This window comes from Leptospira noguchii serovar Panama str. CZ214 (assembly GCF_000306255.2).
In the GTDB taxonomy this organism is placed as follows: domain Bacteria; phylum Spirochaetota; class Leptospiria; order Leptospirales; family Leptospiraceae; genus Leptospira; species Leptospira noguchii.
The window spans coordinates 5,001-30,270 of sequence record NZ_AKWY02000013.1 but is presented as its reverse complement, the minus strand read 5'-3'; the positions used below and the strand labels follow the sequence as shown (position 1 = coordinate 30,270).

Sequence of the window (25,270 nt, the reverse complement as noted above, 5' to 3'; positions counted from 1 at the left end):
TCTTTACTAAAAAAAAAGCGCAATCTTGGATTGATGAATATAATATTCAAAAAAAAAATGAGTCTTCATTTTATTTGATATTTATTCTTATGCCTATTGTAGCATTTCTTATTTATATAATCTTCTTCGCCAAACGAGCAATTTACTTATAAATTGAGTGCAGCACATTCCGAGTGAGATTTAGACAGCTGGTTCAGTGCAGTGCACTTTCTATACAAAAGGTAGTGTAGCGTATTTCGGTCCTGGTAATAGTCAACCCCCTGCTCCGAAGGCTGAAGTGAAAGTTGGTTGGTATAATGCAGGTAATAATTCAGTTGATGGCTTCATTTTCCAAAGCCAACTCTGCATAGAGTTTCTTAAGCTTACTGTTCTCTTCTTCTAACGATTTCATCCGTTTTAAATCGTTTAGCTTCATACCGCCGTATTTAGAACGGCATCTGTAAAATGTATTCGCGCTGATTCCATGCTTGCGGCATACTTCAGGTGTCGATACTCCTGATTCCGATTCTTTTAAAATCCTATGGATTTGATCTTCACTAAATCGCTTCTTCATATTTTCCTCCAAGTTTATCATCGATTCGGAGGATTTTCACCATTCTAAATGGTCCTAAACTCGGGGGCTAGGTCAGTAGCACACAAAATCGTGAACAAATTCTTAAGAAAGGAACAAATAAGATGTTTCAAGTCGAAGGAGTTGTTGATGGTGTTAGATATACATTGGGTTTTAATAAAGGTAGAGTTGAACAATTGTATTCGATGATCGGTTATTAATTTGGAGATGTAACATGATAAATATTAAAACTTATTTGCGGATAGACGATGACTATATTCCAATTGAAGAATTTTTTGGTAAAATCGAGGATATCGAAGATATTCAATATACAACCGGTTCTGTCGAGTTGACAATAAATTATGTAAAAATAATAGAGAAAACTCTTTGGGATAATGTAAATCATTTGTGGCCATATATAATCAACGCAATTGAAGAGCTGCTTGTTGAAGATCAGAAGGAAGCAAAATTATCGTATCCGGATCAACCGATCACTTTGCGGTTTGGGAAAACGAATCACTCTGGTAGGATTTTTGTTGAATTTAGTTATCCGAAGCTTAGGAGAGTTGAAACTTCTGCGAGTGAATTTTACGAAGCAATTCTGAATGCAGCAGAAAAGTATTTTAGTAAAATGTTAACTATTGTTGATGAGCCAGATGCAAATGGATGTAACCAGGAATATTTAGAAACAGTTCAAAAACTAAAAAACCATCTTGAGTCTCGTAAAAACTAGCCTTGCACTGCGCTGCACTTTCTATGTGTACAATGATGGTATTCACTTGACACTTCTTCTGAAATAAATTTCCTAATTTTCTAAAATGGTCTCCTCATGCTCCTTGAATTTAATTCCTTCGATAAAAACTTGAGAAGGGGTTCTTCCATTCATGTTTCTTCCTTGGTGTGCTCGTTTGCAATTGTATTCTTCAAAGAAGATTTCCAAATCGATCTGCATTTCTTCAATGGACTCATAGAATTTAATTCTACCGGCAATTCTGAAATGCCCATCGAGTAACGTTCTGTGAAGACGCTCAACGTATCCATTGCTCTGAGGTAGGTCTTCGCACTTTGGTAGTTCTATGTTCGATTTCTTCTAATTGAAGAAACAATTCGAAAGGATGTTGATCTTCTCTTCCACAATACTCACGACCATTATCGGCAAGAACGGTTTGAACTTTAACATTATGTTCTTCGAAGAATGTAAGAACGTCAGAGGTTTTGATTTGAAGATATGTTTCGCTTACTTGCCCAACAGAGACATCCGAATAAACTGAAGGAACTCTTTGTTTTAATTTCTCTTCACTGATTTCTATTTGAACTCCTCACTAACGAAAAAAGTTCATCGGACTTACCCAAAGAAAAAGAAAGTGGATTTTGTAATGAAGTAGGAATTAAATTTGGAACTAAAAAAGTTAGAAGTCATCTCAAAATTACTTTATATTTCCTTAAAATACAAATTACAATCATTCTAAGATATTTTAGATTCGAATCCGGAATTGATTCAGAAGAAAGTATAGAATGATTTAGAATTTGTTTCCACTTTGAATAATTCTGAATATATCAGTTAATCTTATCAAGAAACTCAACGTCGGTATGGTTGTAGGTCGGAAACTCTGCAAACATATCGAAGATATTCTTTCCTAAGATGTAGGTTTCTTGAGAGTTTAGATTTTCTTCATATCCATTTTTCTTACTGATAATTTTCTCTAAAGTCATGTTCTTTTTGTAAGGACTAAAGTAAAAATATAGGACACCTGTTTCGCTTTTAGAATCAATCCTCCAGATTATCTTACCATCTTTTTGAGAAAGTTCAGTTTCAATCTTGAATCCAGATTCTGGATTTCTCCCAAGAATTAGTCCACGAAATACTTGGTAGAATGTGTGATTGAAATTCGATCCCTCAAAGTCAACCAGATCGTTCATAAGATAAGGTTTAACAAAGGGGAATTGTTTTTCTAAATAAGTTTGAACTTTCTTATTCAATAAATTGACAAGGAAATCATTTGCTTTGTTTTTCATTTCTCCATCAGGAACATTTCTAAGAAATTCTATAATGTCCTTTAACGAGCTTTTATTTACTTTTTCCCAGCTAGAGGTTTCTGTTTCAGATTTAACTGCTAATACTTTACTTCTCTCGTTTTCAAGTTCTGTAAGTGTCCTAGCGATATTGGGCGCTATTTTTTTAAGAATCCGACCTGCATTCCGACTTTCAAAATCATGCTTTTCCGGTTTAAGTGTGAAAATGTTATATATAAATAGAGGAGCCCATCCCCAAAGCCTCTTACGTTCTTTGTATGCCTCTTCTTTTTTTAATTCACCGTCGACATAATACCTTAAAATAAGTTTTACATCTTTCGAGTCCCAACAAGGAATAAGAATACAAAAATTTAAAGCTCCTATCAGACCGAAATATTCTTTTACTTCCTCCGAATCAAAAATATAGACTTGAATCGGCTTTTTACCAGCCACATAAGGATCTGAAACTAGATTAATGTGTTGCGATAAATCATTCCAAGACTCATCGAATTGTTTGATAGTTTCTAATCCGTTGTAACTTCTTGTTCCGATTGCTGCTTTCGGCTTGGTACTTGATTCGAACTTCTCAATGTTATAATCAGACTTTACGGTAAATAAACAGTTAGCGGCTTGCAAACAGATAACTAGAATTCCTATTAGAGAAATTTTATTAACTAAGTTCAATGTATGACTCCTTTGATACGTTTAAGAATTGGTTTATAAATTCATTGGGAGAAAAGGAAATTGATTTTTCTAATACAGTGGATTTGCAGGTTTTAATCGACATTCGATGAGAGCCATGAACCCGGGTGATCGAATCAAATATCCCCAAGTTTGAATAGCTTCTAAGCAGTTATCGACGGACTTTTTATCGTAGTAAGCGTTTGAATCAATTCCAGCTACTTTAGAGGCACTCATGTTGAGCAAGAAGTTACTCGCTGTTAGGATACTTTTGTCATAAGATGCGAGAACAATGATTAAAGTCTGCGAGGCATCATCAATTTTCTGTTTAACTTCGCTTCCTTTAATTCTATCGTTAGATAACCCAGATTCGTTCATTAGGTTGCAATTCAGGTAGAATACGATCAAGAGAATTTGGAGTAGAAAAATAACCTTCTTAAAAATATTGATCATCGTTATCTCGGTAACTCGTATTTTTCAATTTCTGGCAAATTTGAATGGCGAAATTTTCTTAGTTCATTTTCTGATTCCGCAATAGAATCGTCGATTGCCTTGACAGCTTTTGGAGAAGCTATAATTCCTTGAATCGAGTTGGTCGAGACTGAGATAGAAGAGAATAACGCTGAGTAGTCCTGAATGATTCTCTTTTGTAGCCAAATATAGGTAACAGATAACGCCAAAAGTCCACCAAGGATCGGTATAGGAAAAAAAGTAAGGACGGTAGAGGCTGATAGCAAACCAACTGCAAGAGGACTCAATTTTCTTTTAAATTCGTCTCCATCCGGCTGGAAGGTATACAGAAAGTTTTTCGCCCAATTTACGAAATACTCTTTGGCTATTTCTTTTTTTGCAATAGAACGAAGAAAGGTTTGGTATTTTTCAAAGTAAAGGTCTCCTTCGGAAATTGCTTTGCTGGAAGAGTTCTCCAAAACCTTATCAAGAGATTCTATCGCTTTTGAATAATATTCCTTGTCTTGAAGTTGCTCAAAGGAATGGGATGAAATTCCTTCGGATTCGATTCTTGTTTTTACGATTCGTGCCGCAGTGTAAGCTGGAATTTCGGAATACTTACCTGAACCGATTTCCTCAGCGAAACTTTTCATTTCAAAGATAAAATCTCTGAGATACTTTTGATATTCTCGATTTCGTTGTTCTTGTTCGATTAAATCGTTTTGTCTTTCTAACTCAGCATTCCGTTTATTTTGCAATTCGAAATTTGTTTTTGCAATGTTCTCTTTAAGCTTCGTTTGTTCTGTAAGAATTCGATTCGTTTTTTTTTGTTCTTTGTATAATGAACCCATACTTGATTCTCCAATCTTAATTATTGCTTAGCGAGTCATCCGTTGATCATGGCTTCTGTTCGATGTGAAACCGCCCAAATGGACGCAAAGATCCAACCAACGAGCGAAGCCATCATGCAGAAGGAAATAATCGAACGGATTAGGTTTCCGGTAATGAAGAAGTAAACGCAGGGAAGAAAGAGAGCTAAAAGCTTCATCATGAAAATCCTTATGTTTGAATTACTCTTAGGGCTTAGGCGACATTTTAGAATTGAGAGAAGAGAGCTATTTCCCCAATTTCCAGGCGCAACACGGTCCTTTTTCTGCTTCACATATTAAGGCAGTTTAGAATCGTATTGGTGCGTCCAATTAGTCCTCGGAACCTTATTATGTTAATAACATAATAAATCAAGGATTATTTTATTGACATATTTAATAATGGCTTCAAAAAATATAGAAATACACTTTGGTGCTAAGGCGAAGGCTGTAATTGATGCGTCTGGTGATACCCAGGTTGTCGCTGCAAAGAAACTTGGTTTATCAGTTCCCGGACTTGGAAGCATTACTCAGAATAGAGTTAAAACAACGGCTTACGAAGTCTTACTCGCATTTGTTCGTGAGTATAATGTTGACTTATTATATTTGATCGATGATTCGATTCCGATTCTTCCAATTCAATACTACTCTTCGAAAAAGAGAAATATGATAGAGACGGACGAGAATAAAGTTTTGTATGATTTGATTTCTACTACGAAAGGTCTTCGTGAAATTATTTTGAATTTACTCAAGTTTTCACCTAAGAAGAGAAAAGCGATCGGTGATATGATTGCAACGTTGGTAGAGGAAGACGAAACTGAATCGAAAGTAAATTAGTTTGTTTTTAATTTTCGTATTTCACCTTCCGCAAAATGTCAAAAGAAGAATTAGTATGAATAGAAAATGGATTTTAATATTTATAGTTTTTTCGGCCAGCTACTGTAACGGTAACGATCTAAATTTCAAATCACAGATTATGTATGTAAAAGAGGGACAAACTGCTCCATTCTATTTTGATCCTACGCTTCGTGAAAGTAAAGTTGAAGATTTAAATGAGAGAACAGGTGTCGCAGTTACTGAGCGGCTGTTGCATTTCGATTTCAAAACGTTTAAAATTCTTAAATTATATATAATTCAACATGGCATGGCCGAAGGTTATGCACTTTCAGATTATTTTACTTCTGAGGTTCCTATTCTAAAAAGGGAATTAAATGGCTCCAATATTGAGTCATTTTTAGGCCAATGGGGATCATTTTCTGAATTCGAAAATAAAGTTAGTTTTGATGAAATCGAAGGTTTAAATTTCAAGAAGGAAAATGGAAAAATTAATTTGTGTTATTTGGGATTAGATCGGAATTGCTATGAAGATATAACCATAAAATGTAAACAATATGACTGTGAGATAAAACAAAAGCAAGATTATGTTTTAGGTAAATTTAAGATATTGAATAATCGTGTTATTGAAGTTACACAATTTGAACAGTATAGTTCTAAAAAATATGGTGAAAATTTTCATTTTCAAGATGGCTCTGAAGTGATTCGCACACCTAATAAGTTTTTGCTAAATTCTCAAGATTAAGAAATATTCAAGTTTCCAATATCATGTGAATATAGACTTCTGCTAATTCAGTATTCCCGTTTGTCTGAACTTACAGACTAACCATCGTCCTGATTCTTTCTTTGTCTCGATTTTTAATCTTCTTTGCTTCCTCTAAAAACAAAATCATAGAAAAAACTCCTTGTTTTTAAAGTTGGTTCCGAGTTCTGCTTCGAGCTTAATAAAGTTATGAATGTAGCTCTGCAAATCCCAAATTTAGAACCTCCCAAACAATCCGACAGAACCGTATCAACTTGGTCTGAAATCTGTATATCTCATCCGTGGAATCCCAACCGAATTGGAAATAAGTTATTTCCTATAATCCCCGAAACACAAAGTAAGAACACTAAAATGAGGATCTCTTCTGATCTAAATTTAAGCACCGCACATACTTTCACTCCCTCAGCATATACGAAGACATCATCCAAGTTACGACCACGTCCTCAGCCCCTAACCTCAGCACAGTTAAAAGAGAAACGTAAGAACCCAGCAATCAATATCGATTTCTTTACGAACCTGACGAAGAAGATCCTGAATGACTTTTACCCTAAATATTGTCCGAATTGTCCCGACACTTTACTGACTAAGGAAATCTCAACTCAGCCTGAATTGATTCGATGCGTTCAGTGTCGTTACCTGACTTCACGTCTGAGTTATACGCCTTTGCATCACATGAAACTTCCGCTGTGGATGTTTAGTTACGTATTTTACGAAAGTATGATTCAGCATCCTAAGGTAGTTACCTCAACTGAGATTAGTAAAAGGTTAAAAATATCCTACAAGGGTGCTGCACTTCTAAAGAAGAGATTTCAAGTCTTCGCTTCTCAGCAATTACCGAAATACAAACAACTGACGTATGATGCTCTAAACAAGGAATTCAAGGACTTCTCACTCCCACCTGATGAAGATACTGATATTACCAAATCTATGGAAAATCGTCCATACGTCTGTGCTGATACAGTAGTTTTGTATTCTGCAAGTCAGAGAGCCAACCAAGGACGTAAACGCTATCGTCATACGGGTAGTACATCTTCTATCTATCTCTCCGAAAAACTTGGAGGAAGGCAAGTTGGGACCTTAGTTCATACAATTGGAGTGAAACAAGGTCCTGTCTTCTTTCATTCTGTGCCAAATCAAAAGATGAACACTCTTGGACCCATCATTCAGGATCATCTTCCTTTACAATCCGTAGTATGCACGGATGAAGGGTATCCTTGGCTTTGGGGCGTGTACAAAAATCATCGGCAAATAAATCACAGTGCTCATTCAAAAGACATTCGCTATCGTTGGGCAAGAAACAGATGGAGTAAGAATGGAGTCCACAATCAAGTAGCAGAAGGAAACCAACGTTTACTCAAGACGGCTTTTTCTTCCTACTGTTACATACGTCCTGAGAATTCTACTCGATATTTGAATGAGTTTAGTTTTTTAAAGAATGCTCATGTGTTTGGTTTGGATGTGATTTGTGAGAATGCTGATGTGCTTGCTGGGGAAGTTGATGATGTTAGGGGTGGTGGTCAACGAGGAGTGAGATGGGGATCTTTTCGTGCCGAGGCCGTGGGACTTAAAAGTCCGACGGTTGGGATCGGCGCGAAGGGATATTTATCTCAATACCTCATTGATCAGCTTACCTAATAAACTATCTTGTGTCTGAACCGTCTTTTGATTTGCTTCATAAGAACGATTGACTTCAATCATCTCTACCATTTCGGTAACAACACTTACGTTAGACGCTTCGAGATAACCTTGAAGTACCGAAGGTTCGTCCTTAAGATCAAAAGGAACCGGTTCCCCGGACTCAGGAGTATCGGCATAAAAAGAATCACCTTCTTTATCAAGATGGCGCGGATTTTCAACCGTACGAATTTTAATTTTATCCAATAACACTGGAGTTTCAAAACGATTCTTGTCGATAGAGGTTCCGTTAACTGGATCGTTACCGATTTCTCCGTTGATCCAAATCTCACCGTTTTCTTTGATCAAAAAATTACCTCTTGCAACTCGGATCGGGCCGTTCTCGCCTAACAAAGGAAAACCCTGTGGAGTGACAAGAAAGCCATTTGTATCCATAACAAAAGCTCCACTTCTGGAAAGTCTTTCTCCTCTATTGGTCATAACTGAAAAAAATGCTGGATGTTCGTTACCGGGTTTATCTTGAAGCATTAAATCAAAAGGATTTTCCGTTTTTTTAACGGCTCCTTGTTCAAATCGAGTGTAAACTTCATTTACTTCTCCACCTAATCCTAGTTTGCCGATTACGGGTGCGGTATCAAACGAACCCATAGGAACCTTACCAACACCGTCTTCTTCGAAACGGTGGAGTAGCAATTCCGGAAATGTTTTAAATAAGGTCGTGTCTCTTTTAAAAGCAGTTTTATCAACGTTTGCGAGATTGTTAGAAATCACATCCATTCTAGTCTGTTGGATAATCATTCCATTGGCACCTGTGTACATTCCTCTGAGCATATACTTTCTCCTGAACATTTTAAAGATCGGAGATTTTTCAAAATCCGATAACAATTTTGAAGACATAAATTAGAAAAGAATGAAGAGATTTTCAGTTTTTCTTCCATCGGATCGAAAGTTTGGCGACAGCGAATTTTGGCGGAGCATTATGTATAAGTTCCTACAAAATGGTTTTAAGATTCGACAGATTAAAAATTGAATCTCGTTCGCTTTTTTAAACGCAGTATTTAGGATTTATTGTAAATGAAATTTGAAGCATGGTTTAAAAGTCGAAAAAAGTCTTTGAAAGTAATTTTTTTTTGTGAGTTCCTATAAACGAACGTAAGAAAAAGACTTGGAATCAGAATTGAAACGTTTCAACTCCAACATCATTTTCAAACCGATGTTTTTAAGATTTTACGGAAAGAAGGCAAACGTTTTGTTTGAAACGAAGTTGCGCCCCTTACAGCCGAATGATTAGGGACGGTTTACAAAATTGAATCGAATTTAAGGTCGTAATACCTACGAGATTTCAAAAACGATTTGAATTTTTATCTAATGTGAGCAGAGCGTAAGGAATTCATTTTTCTGAAAAAAGTTGGGATCTGGGCTTTATCAATCAATTCCTAAAATGTGGGACCCATACTGTTTAGAAATTTGTAATGTGACTAAATTTGTAGGAACTACTGCAAATCGCGATTTTACGAATCAATTCTTAAATTGTTAGAAATTCACATTTTTGGAAAATCCCTTTCTCATTTTTTTACGCGAGTTCACGTTATTTAAGAAAAAATCTATTCTTATGGATTTTTTTTGCCTTTGAGTGTAATAGATAAATTACAATTTTCTAAAGAACTTCCGGTTTTCAGTTTAAAATCTTGTTTTAATTCCGAAAGAACCTTTTCTTGAAGTTTAAAATCTAAACTTATATCGTAAATTTCCCCCGTTTCTTCGTCAATTGCATGATGATGATGAATTACGTTTGAGTCATATAAAGTAATTCCGGACTTTAGTTCTAAAAGATTTACAATACCTTTTTCCGCAAAAAGTTTCAAATTATTGAATATAGTAGCACGAGAAGCGTTCGGTATGTGTTCGTTAATCAATTGGAAAACCTGATCTGCTGTGAGGTGCTGAGGTTTAGAGAGAAGTAGATTTGCCATTTGTAATCTCTGTACAGTGACGTTGATTCCTGCGTCTTCTAAAATTTTTTTGCTTCTTTCGTAAGAATCCTTCATACGATCATTTTTTTACGAAGGTAAATTTTTGTCTATAATTTAGACTTATTCTAAAAAAAGACTGGAACTAATTTATTTTTAATATAAACTTAGTCTAAATTTAGATTAAGTTAAATATTGAATCAAATTAATTTAATTATAAATTAATATTGAAAATTATGAATTGATATATTAAATGAATGGTGTTTTTTGAGATGAGTTTCGAATTTTTAAAGAATTGAAGAAAATAAAATCAATTTTGACACTTTTTGTCCAAGTAGAATAGGGAAACGATTCTAAACTAAAAACAAAAATGAAATAATTTTATTCGGTCGGCCCATTTTGAAAAATCGGATCTATTTTACAAAGAGATCAATTTCAGAAATTGATTTGGGTTATGAAAATTTGATATTTGAATAAGGTTGTTTTCAAAACGTTTTTAATCTTCTTAAAGAAATTTTTAGAACGGATCCTTTTCAAATGAAATTCTATCGATTTAGAATGAATTTAGTTGGATTGGGAATATTACCCAAATGATGACTTATGAATCAATCAACTGAAACTCAAGAAAAGAATATTTCCGATAAAACGATTCCAAAATTTTCCAAAGCTTGGATCGAGTATCAAAAAAGTATGCAGCCGGAGAATCCATGTTTTGATTCCGCAAGACGTGGGGATGTAAATGCTCTCAAACAACAGATTGATTCTCTGAAACATTTGGATGAAAAAAATCGTAAAGGTCACACCTTATTAATGTTAGCCGCTTACAACGGGCGGGAAGAAGCCAGTCAATTTTTAATTTCTCAAGGTGCAGACGTAAACTCTACGGATCAGGAAGGGAATTCTATATTGATGGGAGCCGCTTTTAAAGGCCACGTAAGGGTTGTGGAAATTCTTTTAAACGCAGGGGCGGATAAGAACTATAAAAATCCAAAAGGGCAAAACGCATTTCAATTTTCTAATATGTTTGGTAGAACGGAAGTAAACAATCTTCTGAGCGAATCTAAGTCGTCTCGGTCTAAAAGATTTTTAACTTTTTTTAAATCTTGGATCTTATATATCGTTCAACTTACAAAAGGAGAAAAACAATGAGCAGAAAAACCCTTACTACAGCCGGAGGTCATCCGGTTTCACAAAATCAACATTCTTTAACCGCCGGACCTAGAGGGCCGGTTCTCATTCAGGATACACATCTGATCGAGAAGCTTGCCCACTTCAATCGAGAGAGAATTCCCGAAAGAGTAGTTCACGCAAAAGGTGCTGGGGCTTATGGGACTCTGACGATTACTCAAGATCTGACGAAATATTCTAGGGCTTCTGTTTTTTCTAAAAAGGGAAAACAAACTTCTCTCTTTTTACGTTTTTCCACCGTGGCAGGAGAAAAAGGTTCTGCAGATACGGAAAGAGATCCGAGAGGTTTTGCGATTAAATTTTATACGGACGAAGGAATTTGGGATCTTGTGGGAAACAATACTCCTGTGTTTTTTGCTAGAGATCCTTTGAAGTTTCCTGATTTTATACATTCTCAAAAAAGAGATCCCATTACCGGTTATAAAAACCCAATTCGTATGTGGGACTATTGGGCTGGTGCTCCCGAAGCGTTTCATCAAATCACTATTCTTTTTGGAGATAGAGGAATACCAGACGGTTATCGTTTTATGAACGGTTATGGAAGTCATACTTTTGGGCTTTGGAATTCTAAAGGAGAACGTTTTTGGACTAAGTTTCACTTTAAATCCATACAAGGAATTAGAAATCTAAGTATGGAAAAAGCGTCTGCGTTAGCCGGAACTGATCCGGACTATGCAACCAGGGATTTGTTCGAGGCGATTGAAAGAAAAGAATTTCCAAAATGGAAGTTTTGTGTTCAGATCATGCCTGAAAAAGAAGCCACAAAGTATAAATTCAATCCGTTTGATCTTACCAAAGTTTGGTCTCATAAAGATTACCCTTTGATAGAAGTAGGAATTTTGGAATTGAACTCCAATCCTAAAAATTATTTTGAAGAAGTAGAACAAGCTGCATTTTCTCCTTCTAATATGCCTCCTGGTATTGGTGCTTCTCCGGATAAAATGTTACAAGGAAGATTGTTTGCATATCCGGACGCTCATAGATACCGTTTGGGAATTCAATACCAACAACTTCCTGTCAATAGACCTAAAAATTCAGTAAACGTTTATCATAGGGACGGTCGTACTCGATTTCAGTGTGATGGAAGTTATGATAATTATGAGCCGAACAGTTTTGAAGGACCGGTAGAGGATTCTTCCTATGCTGAACCTCCTTTGAGTATTTCTGGGGATATGGATCGTTATAATTCCCATATAGGAAACGATGATTATTCTCAAGCAGGAGATTTGTATAGACTGATGAGTGTTGAGGAAAGGGAAAGATTGACTTCTGCTATCGCTTCTACGATGCACAATCTTCCTAGAAATTTATTGGAAGCCAACCTAAAACATTTCCATCTTTGTGATCCAGAATATGGAAATCAATTGGCTGCAAAAGTAGGTCTTACTTTGAGTCGGGTTTAAAAAAGTGAAATATAGAATTTACAAATCGTTTTTCGAAATACAAACTCGATAAAATTTACCTATTCAAAAAAGGGTCTTCAAAATAGTCCGCTTTTTGTCTTAAAACCGGATGTAAATTAGAAAGGCCCTTTGTTTTTTACTCAATATGTTATAGAGTGGAGCAAATCTGTATCGTAAAAACTCGTTTGAGTGCAAAATATTATATATTCTATTCTATGGACAAAAGTTATTTATCTTTTGAAAACGAATCCATTTCGTTTTTCAAATTCAATTTTCCTTTTTAAATACATTCTTTTTTTTGAATCTTAACGCAGAACCTTTTCAGCTTGACTGTCAATAGAAATCGTTCAAGATATTATCCTGGTTTTCATTTTAGTTGACCAGAAAGAATTCAAGTGCGAGCTTTTGCGTGTTAGGTTCTTATAAATAGTCGAAATATTGATAAACAATGATTCATATTCTTAAAGCGATTTTAGAACAAGCACACGCTGGATATTGGGAAAAAAATTTTTCCGAAAATAAAAGTTATTTAAGTCCTGGTTGGAAATCTATGTTGGGTTATCAAGAAGAAGAGTTACGTGACTCTATATCGGCTTGGCAGTCTCATATTTTTCCGGAAGACCTCGGTCCGATTCGTAACGAATTTGAAGATTATTTAAAAACAGATCTGAGTCAACCATACGAAGCGGATATTCGTTTTTTACATAAAAACGGAAGTATCGTTTGGTTTAAATGTACTTGTAAGGTGGTAGAAAAAGATTCATTAGGAAAACCGATTCTAATGGTTGGAACTTACTTTGACGTTACAAAATCCAAAAAAATAGAATTCGAATTACAACATACAGTCGATCGACTTGCACTTGCCACTCAAACCGCGAGGGTAGGAATTTGGGATCTGGATTTTACTTCCGGGAAAATATCCTGGGATGATACTATGTTTGAACTTTATGGAACTACTCGAGAGAAGTTTTCAGGAACTGTATTGGATTGGGAGTCTAGTTTACATCCAGATGATTTGGAAAGATGTAGATCGGAATATGCAGAAGCTCTTTCCGGAGAAAAAGAATTTGACACTCAGTTTAGAGTCATCTGGCCGAATGGTTCCGTACATTTTATTAAGGCGATTGCAATTGTTCAAAGAATGGCTTCCGGAAAACCTTTTCGAATGTTAGGAACTAATTGGGATATTACCAAACATAAAAACGCCGAAATCGCATTAAAAGAAAGTTATGAACTGACTAAGGTATTTATTGAGAATGCACCTTCTGCGATTGCTATGTTTGATACAAACATGAAATATATGGCTGCTTCTCAGCAGTGGCTTGTTGATTATTATTTGGATGGAATAGAAATCATCGGTCGTTCTCATTATGAAATTTTTCCTGAAATTGGAGACGAATGGAAATCGATTCACCAAGAATGTTTACATGGAAACGTAATTCGAAGAGAAGAGGAAGCTTTTACCCGTTTAGATGGAACGGTTCAGTGGATTCTCTGGGAAGTCAGACCTTGGTATGCTTTTCCTAATGTAGTAGGTGGAATTTTGATGTATACCGCAGATATTACTACTCTTAAACGAAAGGAGTTTGAAAGAAGTAAGTTGGAAGAAATTCTAACCAGGACCAATGAAGCCGCGCAGATAGGATCTTGGGAATTGGATTTGGAAACAAACACGAGAGTTTGGAGTAAGGTGACAAAGTCGATTTTCGAATTGCCAGAAGATTATAAACCGGATGGTAAAGAAGTAGGAAGTTTTTTTAGGAATGAAGAGGAAAGAAAAAGATCTGCAGACGTTTTAGCTGAGTCGATTCAGACGGGCAAGCCGTTTGACGTCGAAGTTGAAATTTTGACTGCAAAAGGAAACATGGTGTGGACTCGGTCTATTGGAAAACCGGAGTATAAAGATGGAAAATGTATTCGTGTTTCGGGTACGTTTCAAAACATCCAAGAGCAAAAACTAAAAGAATTGGCTCTTCAGAGAACTTTGGATCTATTAAATAACCAGAATGAAAGATTATTAAATTTTGCTCATATAGTTTCACACAATCTTCGTTCCCACACTGGAAATATATCAATGCTTCTTAAAATTTTACAGGAATCCAAAAACGAGTCCGAAAAGGAAAAGATGATACAATATATCGCAAAGGCTTCGGATAGTCTAATGGATACGGTTTGGAATTTAAACGAAGTAGTTTCTATTCAAACGAATAAAAATCTTCAAAATGCCGAAATTAGTCTTCGAGATTATATTGAAAAAGCGACTCAGACGATCGGAGGAGAAATTCAAAAATATCAGGTTCAAATTCATAATTTAGTTTCGGATTCAATTCGAGTTCGTTGTAACGCATCGTATATGGAAAGTATTCTTCTAAATTTTCTTACCAATGCTGTAAAGTATAGACATCCAGATAGAATTCCGGAGATCACTTTAAACGCAAAGTATGAAGAAAATAGATTGGTTCTTAGTATTACAGACAATGGTCTTGGGATAGATATGAAAAAATATGGGGATAAACTTTTCGGAATGTATAAAACTTTTCACAATAATAAGGATGCTAAGGGAATCGGATTGTTCATCACTAAAAATCAAGTGGAAGCTATGGGTGGAAAAATCGAAGTGGAAAGTAGGTTGAATAACGGAACTACTTTTAAAATCATTTTTCTTTGAGTTATAAATTCAATCGCTTAAACCTTAAGTTGTGGGAACTCTTACAAATTTAGGTTTTATAGCAAAACCTTAAGAAACAAAAAAGAGTTATGTCCTATATAAAAGACTTATTTGTACTTGCTTCAGAATATTGTAATAATTGAATTTACTAAAAATAATTTTTGTGGGTTAGAATTTTTCAGTTCTCGTTTAAATTTTTATTTTTAGATAAATTTGTTCTAATTTTACAAAGAGTTAATTACGTTTAAAACTTCGTCAAAATAGGCGTTTCTAGAAGTTGTATTTACGTGATTACGAAAAGAAAGCTGGGCATGATCAAAGTTTTTAGAAAATTGCCGAACCCCTTGCAGCTTAGAAGACATCTTACCACTTGTAGAAGTTACAATTCCGTCGCTTTTGTTTGTAAAACTGGGACTTCCATTGGACAAAAAATTACACCCGATGATATAAATGGATTCCGAACCGGGATGATTGTTGCAAACATTCATTTCTCCGTAAAACGCAGTTACTCTTGAATCCTTAGAAGATTCTTCAAGAAGCCTTTCTAAATACGGATTGAAAGCTCCGCCAATAAGTTCGTTGATCGGAACCTGATAAAAGGTGCCTAACGCATTTGTGTAGGCGAGGTCTTTTCCTCCTTCTGTGCCGGTTAAGAATGACATAAGTTCGCCTAACGTTCCAAAATTTCCTTGGTAACTAGAAGAAGCAAAGGGAGAACCCAGATAAGGAGTTCCTAAGCTGACTATAAAGTCGATTACGTCTTTTGTATTGTTTGAGTGATAAAGAGCAGACCTACTTACAAGACCTCCCATGGAATGAGCGAGTAGAATTACCTTGTCTTCGGGAGTAAAAACCGAATTGAGTTTATCGATGAGTCTTTTTCCGTTATTCTCCACATAATCTGAGGTTCGATACGTAAATGTATAAAGTTCGTAGTTGTTTTGAACTCCTGAAATATTTTGAGAGTACATTTCTAAAACATCGTCCCAGGTTTCTCTAATATTGGTTACCTTAGCAAATTTATCCGTGGGAGGATCTGAATTTTTTTCTTGAAAATCCCAACCGTGGATTAAAACAATTTTTGGTTTGTTTTCTTTTGATTCTGAAGTGGCCACTGCAAATTGGTCCGCATTCAATTGGCTTTTTAAAGTAAAGAAAGAAACCGGAATGAACTTATAGAGTTCGTGATTGAATTCTCCCCAAAATAAGACGGTTAAGTTTTTTAATAACTCTTCCGCGGTGTTTTTATTTTTAGAAGGTTTTAGTTTATCCCAAGAATTGTTACAATAGGAAAATAAACCCAGACAAAGAAAGAATATAAAGAAAATTCTAGATGATTTCATACACTTTAGGAATATGCAAAAAATTCAAAAAAGCAAGAGATAATTTTGAAATTTATAAGAATCTTAGAATTAATTGGCCAATTTTGAGAAGAGTTGAAATTAAATATATTTTGAAAAGTCTTTATCAGAGAATTATAAACTTTTTATGATCGGATCGAACTATACGTTAAAATAAATCTATAGGATTGGTCAGAAGTTTTATTTTTCTAACGTATTTGATTTGTATTAAACAGATTTTTATGATAAAGAATTCTATTACTACTCGGACGTATGAAAATGGTACCAAAATTAACTGGTAATTTTTTAAGATATAAAAGTCTTCGCGAAATTGCCTCAAACCTAGAATTGTTGGCTTTTTTGAAAGGATTTTACATTCTAAGTTTTGAAAATAAATGCAGCATAATATTTTTTTATACGCCCGAGTAGTAATAGTTCTGAGTAAAAAACAGAGTTGTTGAAAAATTTCATAGCGACGATCAATAAAATTGTTTCAATCGACCGTTTTCATGAAACAAAAACTAAGTGGCGATTTATTTTTCAATAACTCTAATGAGCTTTATTAAAAATTACTGAATGTGAGTCGTTTTAAACTTTTATAAAAATGAATTTTTCTCTAAAAAGAATATGATAATTATCACAAATCGAAATTTTACAGATAAATTCTGAAAATGTAAGAATTCGAGATTTTACGTTACTTACGATTTACGATTCTATCTAAAACGATCCCAGTGGCAACGGTTACATTCAAAGAAGAAAGATTTCCATACATCGGAATTCTAAGTACGAAGTCTGATTTTTCCATAAGAATTCTTTTGATACCTTCTCCTTCGTTTCCCATTATAATTACGATTTCATTTAGATCGGGTAGTTTGGACCAATCTTCTGTTCCACGATCGCTTGTAGAAACAATCCAATATCCGTTTTCTTTTAAAAGTTCTAAAGTGTTGGCAAGATTTTTAACTGTAAAAATTTTTAAAAACGAAAGCGCGCCAGACGCGACTTTTTCAACAACAGGAGTAATTCCCGCAGATTCTCTTTCGGGAAGAATGATGTTTGTAACTCCGAAACATTCGGCGGTTCTAAGTATATTTCCTAAATTTCCGGGATCTTGGATTCGATCTAAAATCAAAAAAGCTCCCGGTTTTTCGGAAAGAAATTCCTCTAAATTTCTTTTGTCGGATGTAGTTTGTTTGTAAGGAGCTTTCAGTGCTACAATTCCTTGGTGGTTTCTTCCGGGAACAAGAGAATCTAATTTAGAAACATTTACTTTATGAACTTGAACAAAGGAAGGGATTTTGTTTAATATTTTTTCGATAATTTCTGTTCCTGGGTTTTCCTTTACATACAACTGGATAAAAGGAAATGAATGTTCCTTTCCTATGTTAGCCTCCGTAAGTTCGATCAGAGTCCTCTTTCCGAAAATGTATTCAGGCTTAGCTATTTTTTCCTCCAACGGATTCCTTCTTTTGTATCCTCTATCAAAATCCCTTGTGCTAAAAGTTGATCCCGGATTGCGTCGGATCTTGCAAAATCTTTATTTTTTCTGGCGATTTGTCTTTCTTCGATCAAAAAATCGATTTCCGAATCGAGCAAATCCTTTTTAGATTCAAAATTGAGAACTCCTAAAATACGATCATAATATGCAAGAATTTGAATGTATTCGATCCTTTGTTTGGAGTCGGACTGGTTTGTATCCAGTAAGAAATTAATTTGTTTTACGGATTCGAAAACGACCGCCAAAGCTTTGGAAACGTTTAAATCGTCCGCAAGAGATTCTTCGAATTCTTTTTTCCATTGTAAAACCGCATCGGAAAAAAACGTAAAGGAAGAATCCGCTTTCGCGTCCGGTTCGAGATTCAAAAGACGATCCAAACAATTTTGGATTTTTCGAATATTCAAAGAAGCTTCTGCGATTCGATCGGTGGAAAAATTCAATTTAGAACGATAGTGTGTAGAGATTAAAAGAAAACGGATTGTTTTAGGATCTAAACCTTGTTGAACAAGATCGCGTAACGTATAAAAATTTCCTTTGCTCTTGGACATTTTTTGACCATCCACGAGAAGGTGTTCTGAATGAAGCCATGTTTTTACAAAAGACTCTTCTGGAAAAGCTCCTTCGGACTGTGCGATTTCATTTTCATGATGGGGGAATAAAAGATCCACACCACCCGTATGAATATCTACTCCGCTTCCATATACTTTTCGAATCATCGCCGAACATTCTAAATGCCATCCTGGGCGACCTGTTCCGACTAACGTGTTCCAAGAAGTTTCCCCTTCTAATTTAGGGCTTTTCCAAAGAACGAAGTCTCTTACATCTTCTTTTTCATACTCGTCCGTATCATAACGAGTTCCTGTTTTCATTCCGGAAGTATCTATCTTGCTGAGTTTTCCGTAGTTTTGAAATTTTTGGATCGAAAAATAAAGGTTTTCGTCTTTTTCGTAAACTAAACCTTTGCTTTTTAATTTTTGAATGATTTCGATCATCTCCGGAATCGATTCGGTGGCCTTCGGATAGTGTTCTAAAATTTCAGCGGAAACTGTTTTTAAATCTTCAAAAAAAGCTTTTGTCCAAGGAGAAGTGAATTCCTGGATACTTTTTTTAGATGCAATTGAATCGCGGATGATCTTGTCGTCTATATCCGTGATGTTCATCGTCATATCTACTCCGTATCCTAAGAGTTTGAGAGATCTACGTAAAACATCCACAAAAAGAAAAGCTCGTAAGTTTCCTATATGAGCAAAATTATAAACGGTTGGTCCGCAGGAATAGACTGTTACACGATTTGGATCGGAGGGGGAAAATTTTTCCTTTTTACCCGAAAGTGAATTGTAAAATTGAATTTCTATCATTCGGGAAAGAAAATTTCCCTCACAAATTCTAGGTTAGCGCCGTTTTGTTTTTCGTCTTTGAAACCTGCTTCGTTTCCTTCCGTAGGATAAACCTGCATTCTTTTATCGCAGTTTAGGTGATTAAAAAAAGCAAAAATAGATTTAGGATGCGAAATTTTATCTTCCATTCCAACTGAAACCAGAGTAGGGACTTTGATCTTTTTAGAAAAGTTTATACTATCATAATATGCTAAACTTTTTTTCATTGCAGTTTTTTTGGTTTTAAAACTGTTTAATTGGTTATTGACTTCCTTCATCCAACTTTTGTCTAATTTGAGTTGGTTGTCGTCTATATGACAAAAATTAGGAGTTTCTAATATAAGCCCTTTGATCCGGTTTGTAAAAGAAGCACCGAAGGCGGCTAGAGACGCTCCCATCGATTTCCCTGCTAAAATGATTTTATCTCCGTCGATACCGTCTGTAAGTCTTAAAAATTCTATGGCTCGGATTACGTCTAAATACAATCCCTTCATATAAAAGGAATCCTTTCCATCTAAACCTTTGGCAAAATAACCGGGGGTCCAATCCGGATCGGGGACTTCTCCTTCTTTGAGTAAGGGACGAATCAATTGAGAACCGTGACCTCTAAGATCTAAAATGAGTTGAGCGACTCCAGTTTCTGTAAGTCCTTTGATGATGCCAGGTCTGTCTTTTCCATAGTCGTGGAAGTAAACTACTACCGGAAGATCTCCTCTTTTTCGAGGAATGACTAAGGTTCCGGTAAGGACTACATTTTCCCAAGATTGAAAGGAAATATCATAGATCGTTTCCTTGATAATAGAACCTTTGAGAAGCGCCTTGGATTGTTTTTTAATTGGAAAGTTTTTTAAATCCCGGATTGCTTCGGACCAAAATTCGTCTAAATCACTTGGGCTATGAAGCTCCGGATAGGTTTGAAAACATTCGTCAAAACTGATCGCCATCTGGAAACATCGTTTTCACTTTACCGGTGGTGTAAAGTGTTCTTTTGCAGAATAAAGAGTCTGTAATAAAAGCACTGCAATTGTCATCGGGCCAACTCCACCCGGAACGGGAGTATAAAAAGAAGAACGATCCTTGGCTTTAGAAATTTCAATGTCTCCTATGTTACCGGGATTGTAACCTGCGTCTAAAAGAATGGCGCCGTTAGAAATCCAATCCGATTTGATAAATTCAGGTTTGCCCACTGCACCTACGATGATGTCTGCGTTACGAACTATCTCCGAAAGATTTTGGGTTTTAGAGTGGCATAGCGTCACAGTTGCATTCATTTCCGTTAGAAGCATTGCCATCGGTTTTCCTAAAATAGGAGAACGACCAACTACTACCGCGTTTTTTCCTGTCACGTCGATTCCATATTCTTTCAATAAAAGAACCATACCGTACGGAGTACAAGGTAAATAAGTTTCTACTCCCATAGAGAGTTTTCCGAAAGAAAGAGTAGTCACTCCGTCCACGTCCTTATAAAGAGCGATCCGATCGAATGCGGCTCTTTCGTCAATTCCCGAAGGAGTAGGATGTTGAAGTAAGATTCCGTCCACGTGGCGATCCGAATTGAGTTTATCTATAACGTCTAACAACTCTTCGGTGGTGGTTTGTTCTCCGAGACGGATCATTTCTGAACCCATTCCTACAGAATGACAGGCTTTGACTTTCATCGAAACGTAGGTTTCGGAAGCCGGATTGTTACCCACTAAAATTGTGGCTAGTTTTGGAATTCTAAGATTTTTAGTTTTTCGTTCTTCAATTGCAGAACGAATTTCGTCCTTAATTTTTTCGGAGAGTTTTTTTCCATCTAAAAGAACCGGATTCATACTTCTCAGGATTTAGAGACAGTCTTCTCTGTCAGGTAAAAAATATTCTTTCCGATGAAATCAAAACCGTAAAATGGGTTCATGTCTGAAACTCCAATTATAAGTAATCATGATTTAAAAAAGTATGTAGATCAAAAAGTAGTCATCCAAGGTTGGGTGCACGGGATCCGAGGAAGTAACGCGAGACAGTTTCTTTCTCTTAGAAACAGTGGGAGAATTTTACAGGTGCTTGCGGAAAAAGAAATTTTAGGAGAAGAAGTTTTTCAAACCGTAAAACATCTCCGTCAGGAAACTTCCGTAAGCGTGACTGGAAAGTTGGTCAAAAATGAAAAGTCTCCAATCGGATTCGAACTTATAATGGAATCGATTCAAATCGTAGGAGAATCCGAAAATTACCCGATCACTCCGAAAGAACACGGGATTGATTTTTTAATTTCTCAAAGGCATCTTTGGTTACGCTCTTCAAAACAATTGGCGATTCTAAGGGTGAGAGACAATCTTTCTTTTGCGATTCGAAAATACTTTCATGAAAGAGATTTTTTACTCATAGATACTCCGATCCTTACTGGATCGGTGGGAGAAAGTGCAGGAACTTTATTTTCTACGGAATATTTCGATTTAGGAAACGCTTATTTAGCACAAACGGGGCAACTCTATTTGGAAACTGCAATTTTTGCACATAACAAAGTATTTTGTTACGGTCCTACGTTTCGTGCAGAAAAGAGTAAAACTAGAAGACATCTGACCGAGTTTTGGATGGTGGAAGCGGAAGTGGCATTTGTAGGACATGCAGAAAATTTAAAGTTGCAAGAAGACTTCGTAAAGACGGTCATTAAAGAAACGGTTCAAAATTCATACCAAGATTTGAAAGTATTAGAAAGAGATCCGACTCCATTACTTGCGTATTTAGAAAAAGATTTTCCGGTAATTGATTATACAAGGGCGCTTGAGATTTTACGGTCCAAAGGAGAAGATATAGTTTGGGGAGACGATATTAATTCCGAAAGAGAACAAATACTGACAGCGGAATTTGGAGGTCCCGTTTTTATCCAAAAGTATCCAAGAGAAGCAAAAGCATTTTATATGAAGGTCAATCCAGAAGATCCTAAGACTGTGTTAAACGCAGATTTAATCGCACCGGACGGGGTGGGGGAGATAATCGGAGGCTCTGAGCGAGAAGAAAATTACGAAAATATTGTACACAGACTCAAAGAAGAAAAACTTCCCGTGGAATCTTATGACTGGTATTTAGATTTGAGAAAATACGGATCTGTTCCACATTCCGGTTTTGGTTTGGGGTCGGAAAGATTGATCGCATGGGTCTGTGGGTTACCACATATAAGGGAATGTATTCCATTTCCAAGGATGATGGAACGACTTTATCCTTAAAACGCGACCCATAAGGAAAGCGTTTTGCTGAGTTCAACGCGACCTGTCGAGCGACCGTAGAAGTGATACTTTAGTTTGAGAGAGCGTTTCATACAAAAGGTAGCAAAACTCATGAATGGGGTTGGCCTTCCGTAGTCGTTGTTTCTCAGCGTAGCTGAGGTGAGTCCCTAAGAGTTATTTTGGCGAATCGCTCGCAAATTGTATCGTTTCCAAGGCTCACGAACGCGCTTTCCGCTCCAGTCAATAAATTAGAGGAAAAAAATGTGAAACGATCTTTCGCCGTCGGTTTCAATTTATTGACTCCGCTGCAATCGCTTTCGCATTCGTGATCCCGATTCACTTTTTTTCAGGATTTTCTGCTTAACCCATCCGATAAGAAACATAGAGGTTATCCTATGGGTCAGAACTTAGCCATATCCAATCCGTCTTCTATTGAAGAAACCGCTTGGGAATTATTTGAAACAGGTTCTTATGAAGAAGTGATCGAGATTGCAAAAAAAAATCCGAATCATGTTTTTTTAAATCATTTGAGTGGAATTGCTGGGTTTGAATCTGGCTCTAATTATGAAATCAATTATTTTCTAAAAGGTTCCTCGGTTTTAACCCCTCTTTTAGAAGCGTATTTATTGAAAGAAGCTGGAAAGTTTAGAGAAGCAGCCAAAAAGTTTCTAGAGTATTTTAAGTCTTCTTCGGTTCCTGTCTCGTATTCGATCTTGAAAACAGGTATTTTAGTAAGTGAAGACGCAGTAGATTTTAAAACCGTTTTGAATCTGATTTCTATTTACAAGATTCGTTTCTCAAACGATTCTTTTTGTAAGTCTGAATTTTTTTCCAACTATCATCTTAGAAATTATAAAGAAGCCATTCAGGTTTTTGCGGAGAATGCAAAACGACTTTCGGGAGAAAGAGACGTTATGGGTGCATTGGGGCTTGCTTTTGTTTATATGGGAAAATTTGACGAAGCAAAATCGGTTCTCGAGAAAATTCCAGGTTATGAAGAACTTCCAACGTTTGACGAAAAGAAAAAAGAATTTTCAGAAAAAATTGCGAGTATTCCTAAAATGGAAGAGAAACGAAAATCTCTTTCGATGCAAGAATTGATCGATTTAGGTTTTGCTTATCTTTTTTCTGAAAACTTTAAAAAGGCGGAAGAAGTTTTTAGTGAGTTGGTTGCGGCTAATTCGTAAATACTTTCTTTTTTAAAAGAAGCGCTAGGCTAATTGTGCGTTCAGTATTGAATTATAAAAAACTATTTTATAGGATTAATAATTCAGTATATGCTAATTTTTTAAAATACTAATTTGCTTTTATCTTTCGAGGAAGAACAAGAGGTTTTATTGATTACGATTCTTAAAATAGACTGAGTTCGGTGTAAGGAATCTATGGTTCATTTTTCTAAAAAAGTTTCGATCTCGGTCTATAGAATTGTGAGAGCTTCCGCAAATCACGATTTTACGAACAAATTCTAAAATTGTAGGAACTGTTACTTTTAGAAAATTCTTTCTCGTTTTCTTGCGTCTAGTTCACGCTAAAATAGATTAAGTTTTTACTCGGAGCTATATAATAAATCTCGGTGTTTTACGCTTCAATAACATAAATTTAGCAAAAAAAATTGGGACGAATTCAGCGCTGCCGGACCGGACCGTTTTTAGATTCAGTCGATCAATTGTATGAAAGAAACGTAATGCAATATTTCGTTTTTAGTTACAATTGATTATAGGACACGATTTGTCGAACGACTCGTAGGAAGCGAAAAACTGGTTTTCAAGAGTGATCCGTAAACTCGGCGAATGCCTTTCTAAGAATCGGCATTCAGGAATCGATCTATTGGGTTGGAGAGGCTGAGTTTCATTACGCTTCAATCGCTTTCGCATTGGATTTTATCGAGCTTATATTATTTTAGGGAAAATATAAAGTGTATTCTAATATTTTAAAATTCAGAAAACTCATTGTGGTTTTTCTTTTTGTGATAATTTCAATTTTTTTAGGTGTAAAAATTCTTATCAACAAAATAGAATTGAACATTCAACAATCCGGATTTAAAAGGACTTCAATTCGTTGGCCTCAAGATTGTGATTTTATTGCTCATATTCCAGGAGAAAAAAATAAACATCCGGAATTGATTTGTGCGGAGGCTTTGGATCAATTACGGGCGCAACTTCCCAAAGACTGCCAATACAACGAACTTGCATTAGGTGAGGATGGTCTTATCAGTTATCACCTATATGTAGATTTTTTACAATATTCACCGATTCAATTTTTTCCACTTTCCGAAGGTAAATTTTTAGGAGAGTTATTATGTTCATCTGCGGCTTACAATCGTTATAACGTTTATTTTATATATAATGAAAGATCGATTCCTGCAAAAACTAAAATTCTAAAGTTTCATGCTTTTGACTTTGAAGAGAAAAACGGATTTGTTCATAAGAAAAGTTTTGAAAGTGAAACGATCGTAAGATTTTTTAAACCAGAAACTAAGGAGTTTGTATCTTTCATAAAAATGAGAGGAATGGGTGACTGTGGAACGTATTTTCGTTACGGTCTTTCCGAAACTGAAAAACCGATTCTTAAGGAGATTCGGGTTAAATTGGAGTGCGATGGGATGTATTCTTATCCAGCGGATGAAATTCCACTTAAATGGACTGAAATTTCTGTGGATCCTTCATTTTGGAACAGACTTTTCGAATGAATTAGAGTTTTTTGATATTGTATTTGTGCTGAGCGATTTTTATTCTTTTAGATAGTATGGGTATTTATCTGTCATTGGGTTTGGTTCAAATTGTAATTCTCTTGAAATGAGATTTTGTCTTTTGTTGATCTTCCAAGTCATTT

Annotated in this window: 22 protein-coding genes and 2 pseudogenes (1 of these 24 running past the window's edge); 10 read left to right on the top strand and 14 right to left on the bottom strand. The window is 35.7% G+C overall.

From position 1 onward, the window contains the following. Window positions 1-316 precede the first annotated feature (316 nt). Window positions 317-553: pseudogene (locus LEP1GSC059_RS05055) on the bottom strand (transposase); the annotation flags it as partial. A 232-nt stretch (window positions 554-785) separates the two neighbouring features. Between LEP1GSC059_RS05055 and LEP1GSC059_RS05050 the strand changes: the two are divergent. After that, window positions 786-1,283, top strand: a complete 498-nt coding sequence (locus LEP1GSC059_RS05050) for a hypothetical protein (RefSeq protein WP_017214255.1) — start codon at window positions 786-788, stop codon at window positions 1,281-1,283. On the opposite strand, the pseudogene LEP1GSC059_RS21430 reads toward LEP1GSC059_RS05050, so the two are convergent. The 5 genes and pseudogenes from LEP1GSC059_RS21430 to LEP1GSC059_RS22825 form a co-directional block, all read right to left on the bottom strand. Further along, a pseudogene (locus LEP1GSC059_RS21430) lies at window positions 1,280-1,755 on the bottom strand (integrase core domain-containing protein); the annotation flags it as partial. The gene LEP1GSC059_RS05050 and the pseudogene LEP1GSC059_RS21430 sit on opposite strands and share 4 nt — an antisense overlap. Before the next feature lie 352 nt (window positions 1,756-2,107). After that, window positions 2,108-3,247 (bottom strand): hypothetical protein, encoded by a 1,140-nt coding sequence (locus tag LEP1GSC059_RS05045; RefSeq protein WP_017214253.1) that lies wholly within the window; start codon window positions 3,245-3,247, stop codon window positions 2,108-2,110. Between the two features lie 69 nt (window positions 3,248-3,316). Continuing rightward, window positions 3,317-3,697, bottom strand: a complete 381-nt coding sequence (locus LEP1GSC059_RS05040) for a TIGR04452 family lipoprotein (protein WP_017214252.1) — start codon at window positions 3,695-3,697, stop codon at window positions 3,317-3,319. Between the two features lie 2 nt (window positions 3,698-3,699). Next, window positions 3,700-4,545 (bottom strand): hypothetical protein, encoded by an 846-nt coding sequence (locus tag LEP1GSC059_RS05035; protein ID WP_020980416.1) that lies wholly within the window; start codon window positions 4,543-4,545, stop codon window positions 3,700-3,702. 35 nt (window positions 4,546-4,580) lie between these two features. Next, on the bottom strand, window positions 4,581-4,745 hold the full coding sequence (locus LEP1GSC059_RS22825; RefSeq protein WP_155243403.1) for a hypothetical protein: 165 nt from the start codon (window positions 4,743-4,745) through the stop codon (window positions 4,581-4,583). Between the two features lie 217 nt (window positions 4,746-4,962). Here LEP1GSC059_RS22825 and LEP1GSC059_RS05030 point away from each other — a divergent pair, with 217 nt between their 5' ends. From LEP1GSC059_RS05030 to LEP1GSC059_RS05020, 3 genes are all read left to right on the top strand, one after another. Next, entirely contained in the window at window positions 4,963-5,397 is a 435-nt protein-coding gene (locus LEP1GSC059_RS05030) for a hypothetical protein (RefSeq protein WP_017214250.1), read from the top strand. 55 nt (window positions 5,398-5,452) lie between these two features. Further along, a complete protein-coding gene (locus tag LEP1GSC059_RS05025; RefSeq protein WP_020980413.1) occupies window positions 5,453-6,139 on the top strand; it encodes a hypothetical protein in 687 nt (228 codons plus the stop codon). A gap of 207 nt (window positions 6,140-6,346) precedes the next feature. Continuing rightward, the gene (locus LEP1GSC059_RS05020; protein ID WP_020980410.1) at window positions 6,347-7,792 is read left to right on the top strand and encodes a transposase; all 1,446 of its coding nucleotides are present in this window, start codon (window positions 6,347-6,349) and stop codon (window positions 7,790-7,792) included. On the opposite strand, the gene LEP1GSC059_RS05015 is transcribed toward LEP1GSC059_RS05020, so the two are convergent. Further along, window positions 7,760-8,623, bottom strand: coding sequence for a flagellar hook-basal body protein (locus LEP1GSC059_RS05015; RefSeq protein ID WP_020980412.1), 864 nt, complete (start codon window positions 8,621-8,623; stop codon window positions 7,760-7,762). The two genes, LEP1GSC059_RS05020 and LEP1GSC059_RS05015, sit on opposite strands and share 33 nt — an antisense overlap. Before the next feature lie 779 nt (window positions 8,624-9,402). After that, window positions 9,403-9,840 (bottom strand): peroxide-responsive transcriptional repressor PerRA, encoded by a 438-nt coding sequence (gene perRA / locus LEP1GSC059_RS05010; RefSeq protein WP_002177783.1) that lies wholly within the window; start codon window positions 9,838-9,840, stop codon window positions 9,403-9,405. Between the two features lie 522 nt (window positions 9,841-10,362). Here perRA and LEP1GSC059_RS05005 point away from each other — a divergent pair. The 3 genes from LEP1GSC059_RS05005 (at window position 10,363) to LEP1GSC059_RS04995 (ending at window position 15,021) form a co-directional block, all read left to right on the top strand. Beyond that, window positions 10,363-10,911, top strand: a complete 549-nt coding sequence (locus tag LEP1GSC059_RS05005; RefSeq protein WP_002177733.1) for an ankyrin repeat domain-containing protein — start codon at window positions 10,363-10,365, stop codon at window positions 10,909-10,911. Continuing rightward, complete coding sequence (locus tag LEP1GSC059_RS05000; protein ID WP_017214245.1) at window positions 10,908-12,353, top strand: catalase; 1,446 nt, start codon at window positions 10,908-10,910, stop codon at window positions 12,351-12,353. The genes LEP1GSC059_RS05005 and LEP1GSC059_RS05000 overlap by 4 nt, the downstream gene beginning before the upstream one ends. Before the next feature lie 448 nt (window positions 12,354-12,801). After that, window positions 12,802-15,021: a PAS domain-containing sensor histidine kinase gene (locus LEP1GSC059_RS04995; protein WP_017214243.1), complete on the top strand. Its 2,220-nt coding sequence runs from the start codon at window positions 12,802-12,804 to the stop codon at window positions 15,019-15,021. Window positions 15,022-15,245: 224 nt separating this feature from the next. Here the strand turns inward: LEP1GSC059_RS04995 and LEP1GSC059_RS04990 are convergent, their stop codons facing one another. The 5 genes from LEP1GSC059_RS04990 to folD form a co-directional block, all read right to left on the bottom strand. Further along, on the bottom strand, window positions 15,246-16,364 hold the full coding sequence (locus LEP1GSC059_RS04990; RefSeq protein ID WP_017214242.1) for an esterase/lipase family protein: 1,119 nt from the start codon (window positions 16,362-16,364) through the stop codon (window positions 15,246-15,248). Window positions 16,365-17,055: 691 nt separating this feature from the next. Beyond that, window positions 17,056-17,817 carry a 23S rRNA (guanosine(2251)-2'-O)-methyltransferase RlmB gene (rlmB, locus tag LEP1GSC059_RS04985; protein WP_017214240.1) on the bottom strand — a complete coding sequence of 254 codons (762 nt, stop codon included), beginning with the start codon at window positions 17,815-17,817 and terminating at the stop codon, window positions 17,056-17,058. Further along, window positions 17,802-19,217 (bottom strand): cysteine--tRNA ligase, encoded by a 1,416-nt coding sequence (cysS, locus tag LEP1GSC059_RS04980; protein WP_017214239.1) that lies wholly within the window; start codon window positions 19,215-19,217, stop codon window positions 17,802-17,804. Before cysS ends, rlmB begins: the two co-directional genes overlap by 16 nt. Beyond that, the gene (locus LEP1GSC059_RS04975) at window positions 19,214-20,179 is read right to left on the bottom strand and encodes an acetylxylan esterase (protein WP_002177721.1); all 966 of its coding nucleotides are present in this window, start codon (window positions 20,177-20,179) and stop codon (window positions 19,214-19,216) included. Before LEP1GSC059_RS04975 ends, cysS begins: the two co-directional genes overlap by 4 nt. Before the next feature lie 15 nt (window positions 20,180-20,194). Next, window positions 20,195-21,049, bottom strand: a complete 855-nt coding sequence (gene folD, locus LEP1GSC059_RS04970; protein WP_017214238.1) for a bifunctional methylenetetrahydrofolate dehydrogenase/methenyltetrahydrofolate cyclohydrolase FolD — start codon at window positions 21,047-21,049, stop codon at window positions 20,195-20,197. A gap of 81 nt (window positions 21,050-21,130) precedes the next feature. On the opposite strand from folD, the gene asnS reads away from it, so the two are divergent. The 3 genes from asnS (at window position 21,131) to LEP1GSC059_RS04955 (ending at window position 25,127) form a co-directional block, all read left to right on the top strand. Then, on the top strand, window positions 21,131-22,438 hold the full coding sequence (gene asnS, locus LEP1GSC059_RS04965; protein WP_020980411.1) for an asparagine--tRNA ligase: 1,308 nt from the start codon (window positions 21,131-21,133) through the stop codon (window positions 22,436-22,438). A 395-nt stretch (window positions 22,439-22,833) separates the two neighbouring features. Then, window positions 22,834-23,625 (top strand): hypothetical protein, encoded by a 792-nt coding sequence (locus tag LEP1GSC059_RS04960; protein ID WP_017214236.1) that lies wholly within the window; start codon window positions 22,834-22,836, stop codon window positions 23,623-23,625. 728 nt (window positions 23,626-24,353) lie between these two features. After that, on the top strand, window positions 24,354-25,127 hold the full coding sequence (locus LEP1GSC059_RS04955) for a DUF1176 domain-containing protein (RefSeq protein ID WP_017214235.1): 774 nt from the start codon (window positions 24,354-24,356) through the stop codon (window positions 25,125-25,127). Window positions 25,128-25,166: 39 nt separating this feature from the next. Here LEP1GSC059_RS04955 and LEP1GSC059_RS04950 read toward each other — a convergent pair whose 3' ends face one another. Beyond that, window positions 25,167-25,270, bottom strand: the 3' portion of a protein-coding gene (locus LEP1GSC059_RS04950) for a DUF1564 domain-containing protein (RefSeq protein ID WP_020980400.1). Its footprint extends 427 nt past the window's final position; the window shows 104 of its 531 coding nt (coding positions 428-531); its start codon lies beyond the right edge, outside the window — the gene reads right to left on this strand; its stop codon occupies window positions 25,167-25,169.

What these genes read in the sequence shown, in the direction of transcription:
- LEP1GSC059_RS05050 (WP_017214255.1), top strand. Translation starts at nt 786, where the DNA reads ATGATAAATATTAAAACTTATTTGCGGATAGACGATGACTATATTCCA.
- LEP1GSC059_RS05040 (WP_017214252.1), bottom strand. Translation starts at nt 3,697, where the DNA reads ATGATCAATATTTTTAAGAAGGTTATTTTTCTACTCCAAATTCTCTTG.
- LEP1GSC059_RS05035 (WP_020980416.1), bottom strand. Translation starts at nt 4,545, where the DNA reads ATGGGTTCATTATACAAAGAACAAAAAAAAACGAATCGAATTCTTACA.
- LEP1GSC059_RS22825 (WP_155243403.1), bottom strand. Translation starts at nt 4,745, where the DNA reads ATGATGAAGCTTTTAGCTCTCTTTCTTCCCTGCGTTTACTTCTTCATT.
- LEP1GSC059_RS05030 (WP_017214250.1), top strand. Translation starts at nt 4,963, where the DNA reads ATGGCTTCAAAAAATATAGAAATACACTTTGGTGCTAAGGCGAAGGCT.
- LEP1GSC059_RS05025 (WP_020980413.1), top strand. Translation starts at nt 5,453, where the DNA reads ATGAATAGAAAATGGATTTTAATATTTATAGTTTTTTCGGCCAGCTAC.
- LEP1GSC059_RS05020 (WP_020980410.1), top strand. Translation starts at nt 6,347, where the DNA reads ATGAATGTAGCTCTGCAAATCCCAAATTTAGAACCTCCCAAACAATCC.
- LEP1GSC059_RS05015 (WP_020980412.1), bottom strand. Translation starts at nt 8,623, where the DNA reads ATGCTCAGAGGAATGTACACAGGTGCCAATGGAATGATTATCCAACAG.
- perRA (WP_002177783.1), bottom strand. Translation starts at nt 9,840, where the DNA reads ATGAAGGATTCTTACGAAAGAAGCAAAAAAATTTTAGAAGACGCAGGA.
- LEP1GSC059_RS05005 (WP_002177733.1), top strand. Translation starts at nt 10,363, where the DNA reads ATGAATCAATCAACTGAAACTCAAGAAAAGAATATTTCCGATAAAACG.
- LEP1GSC059_RS05000 (WP_017214245.1), top strand. Translation starts at nt 10,908, where the DNA reads ATGAGCAGAAAAACCCTTACTACAGCCGGAGGTCATCCGGTTTCACAA.
- LEP1GSC059_RS04995 (WP_017214243.1), top strand. Translation starts at nt 12,802, where the DNA reads ATGATTCATATTCTTAAAGCGATTTTAGAACAAGCACACGCTGGATAT.
- LEP1GSC059_RS04990 (WP_017214242.1), bottom strand. Translation starts at nt 16,364, where the DNA reads ATGAAATCATCTAGAATTTTCTTTATATTCTTTCTTTGTCTGGGTTTA.
- cysS (WP_017214239.1), bottom strand. Translation starts at nt 19,217, where the DNA reads ATGATAGAAATTCAATTTTACAATTCACTTTCGGGTAAAAAGGAAAAA.
- LEP1GSC059_RS04975 (WP_002177721.1), bottom strand. Translation starts at nt 20,179, where the DNA reads ATGGCGATCAGTTTTGACGAATGTTTTCAAACCTATCCGGAGCTTCAT.
- folD (WP_017214238.1), bottom strand. Translation starts at nt 21,049, where the DNA reads ATGAATCCGGTTCTTTTAGATGGAAAAAAACTCTCCGAAAAAATTAAG.
- asnS (WP_020980411.1), top strand. Translation starts at nt 21,131, where the DNA reads ATGTCTGAAACTCCAATTATAAGTAATCATGATTTAAAAAAGTATGTA.
- LEP1GSC059_RS04960 (WP_017214236.1), top strand. Translation starts at nt 22,834, where the DNA reads ATGGGTCAGAACTTAGCCATATCCAATCCGTCTTCTATTGAAGAAACC.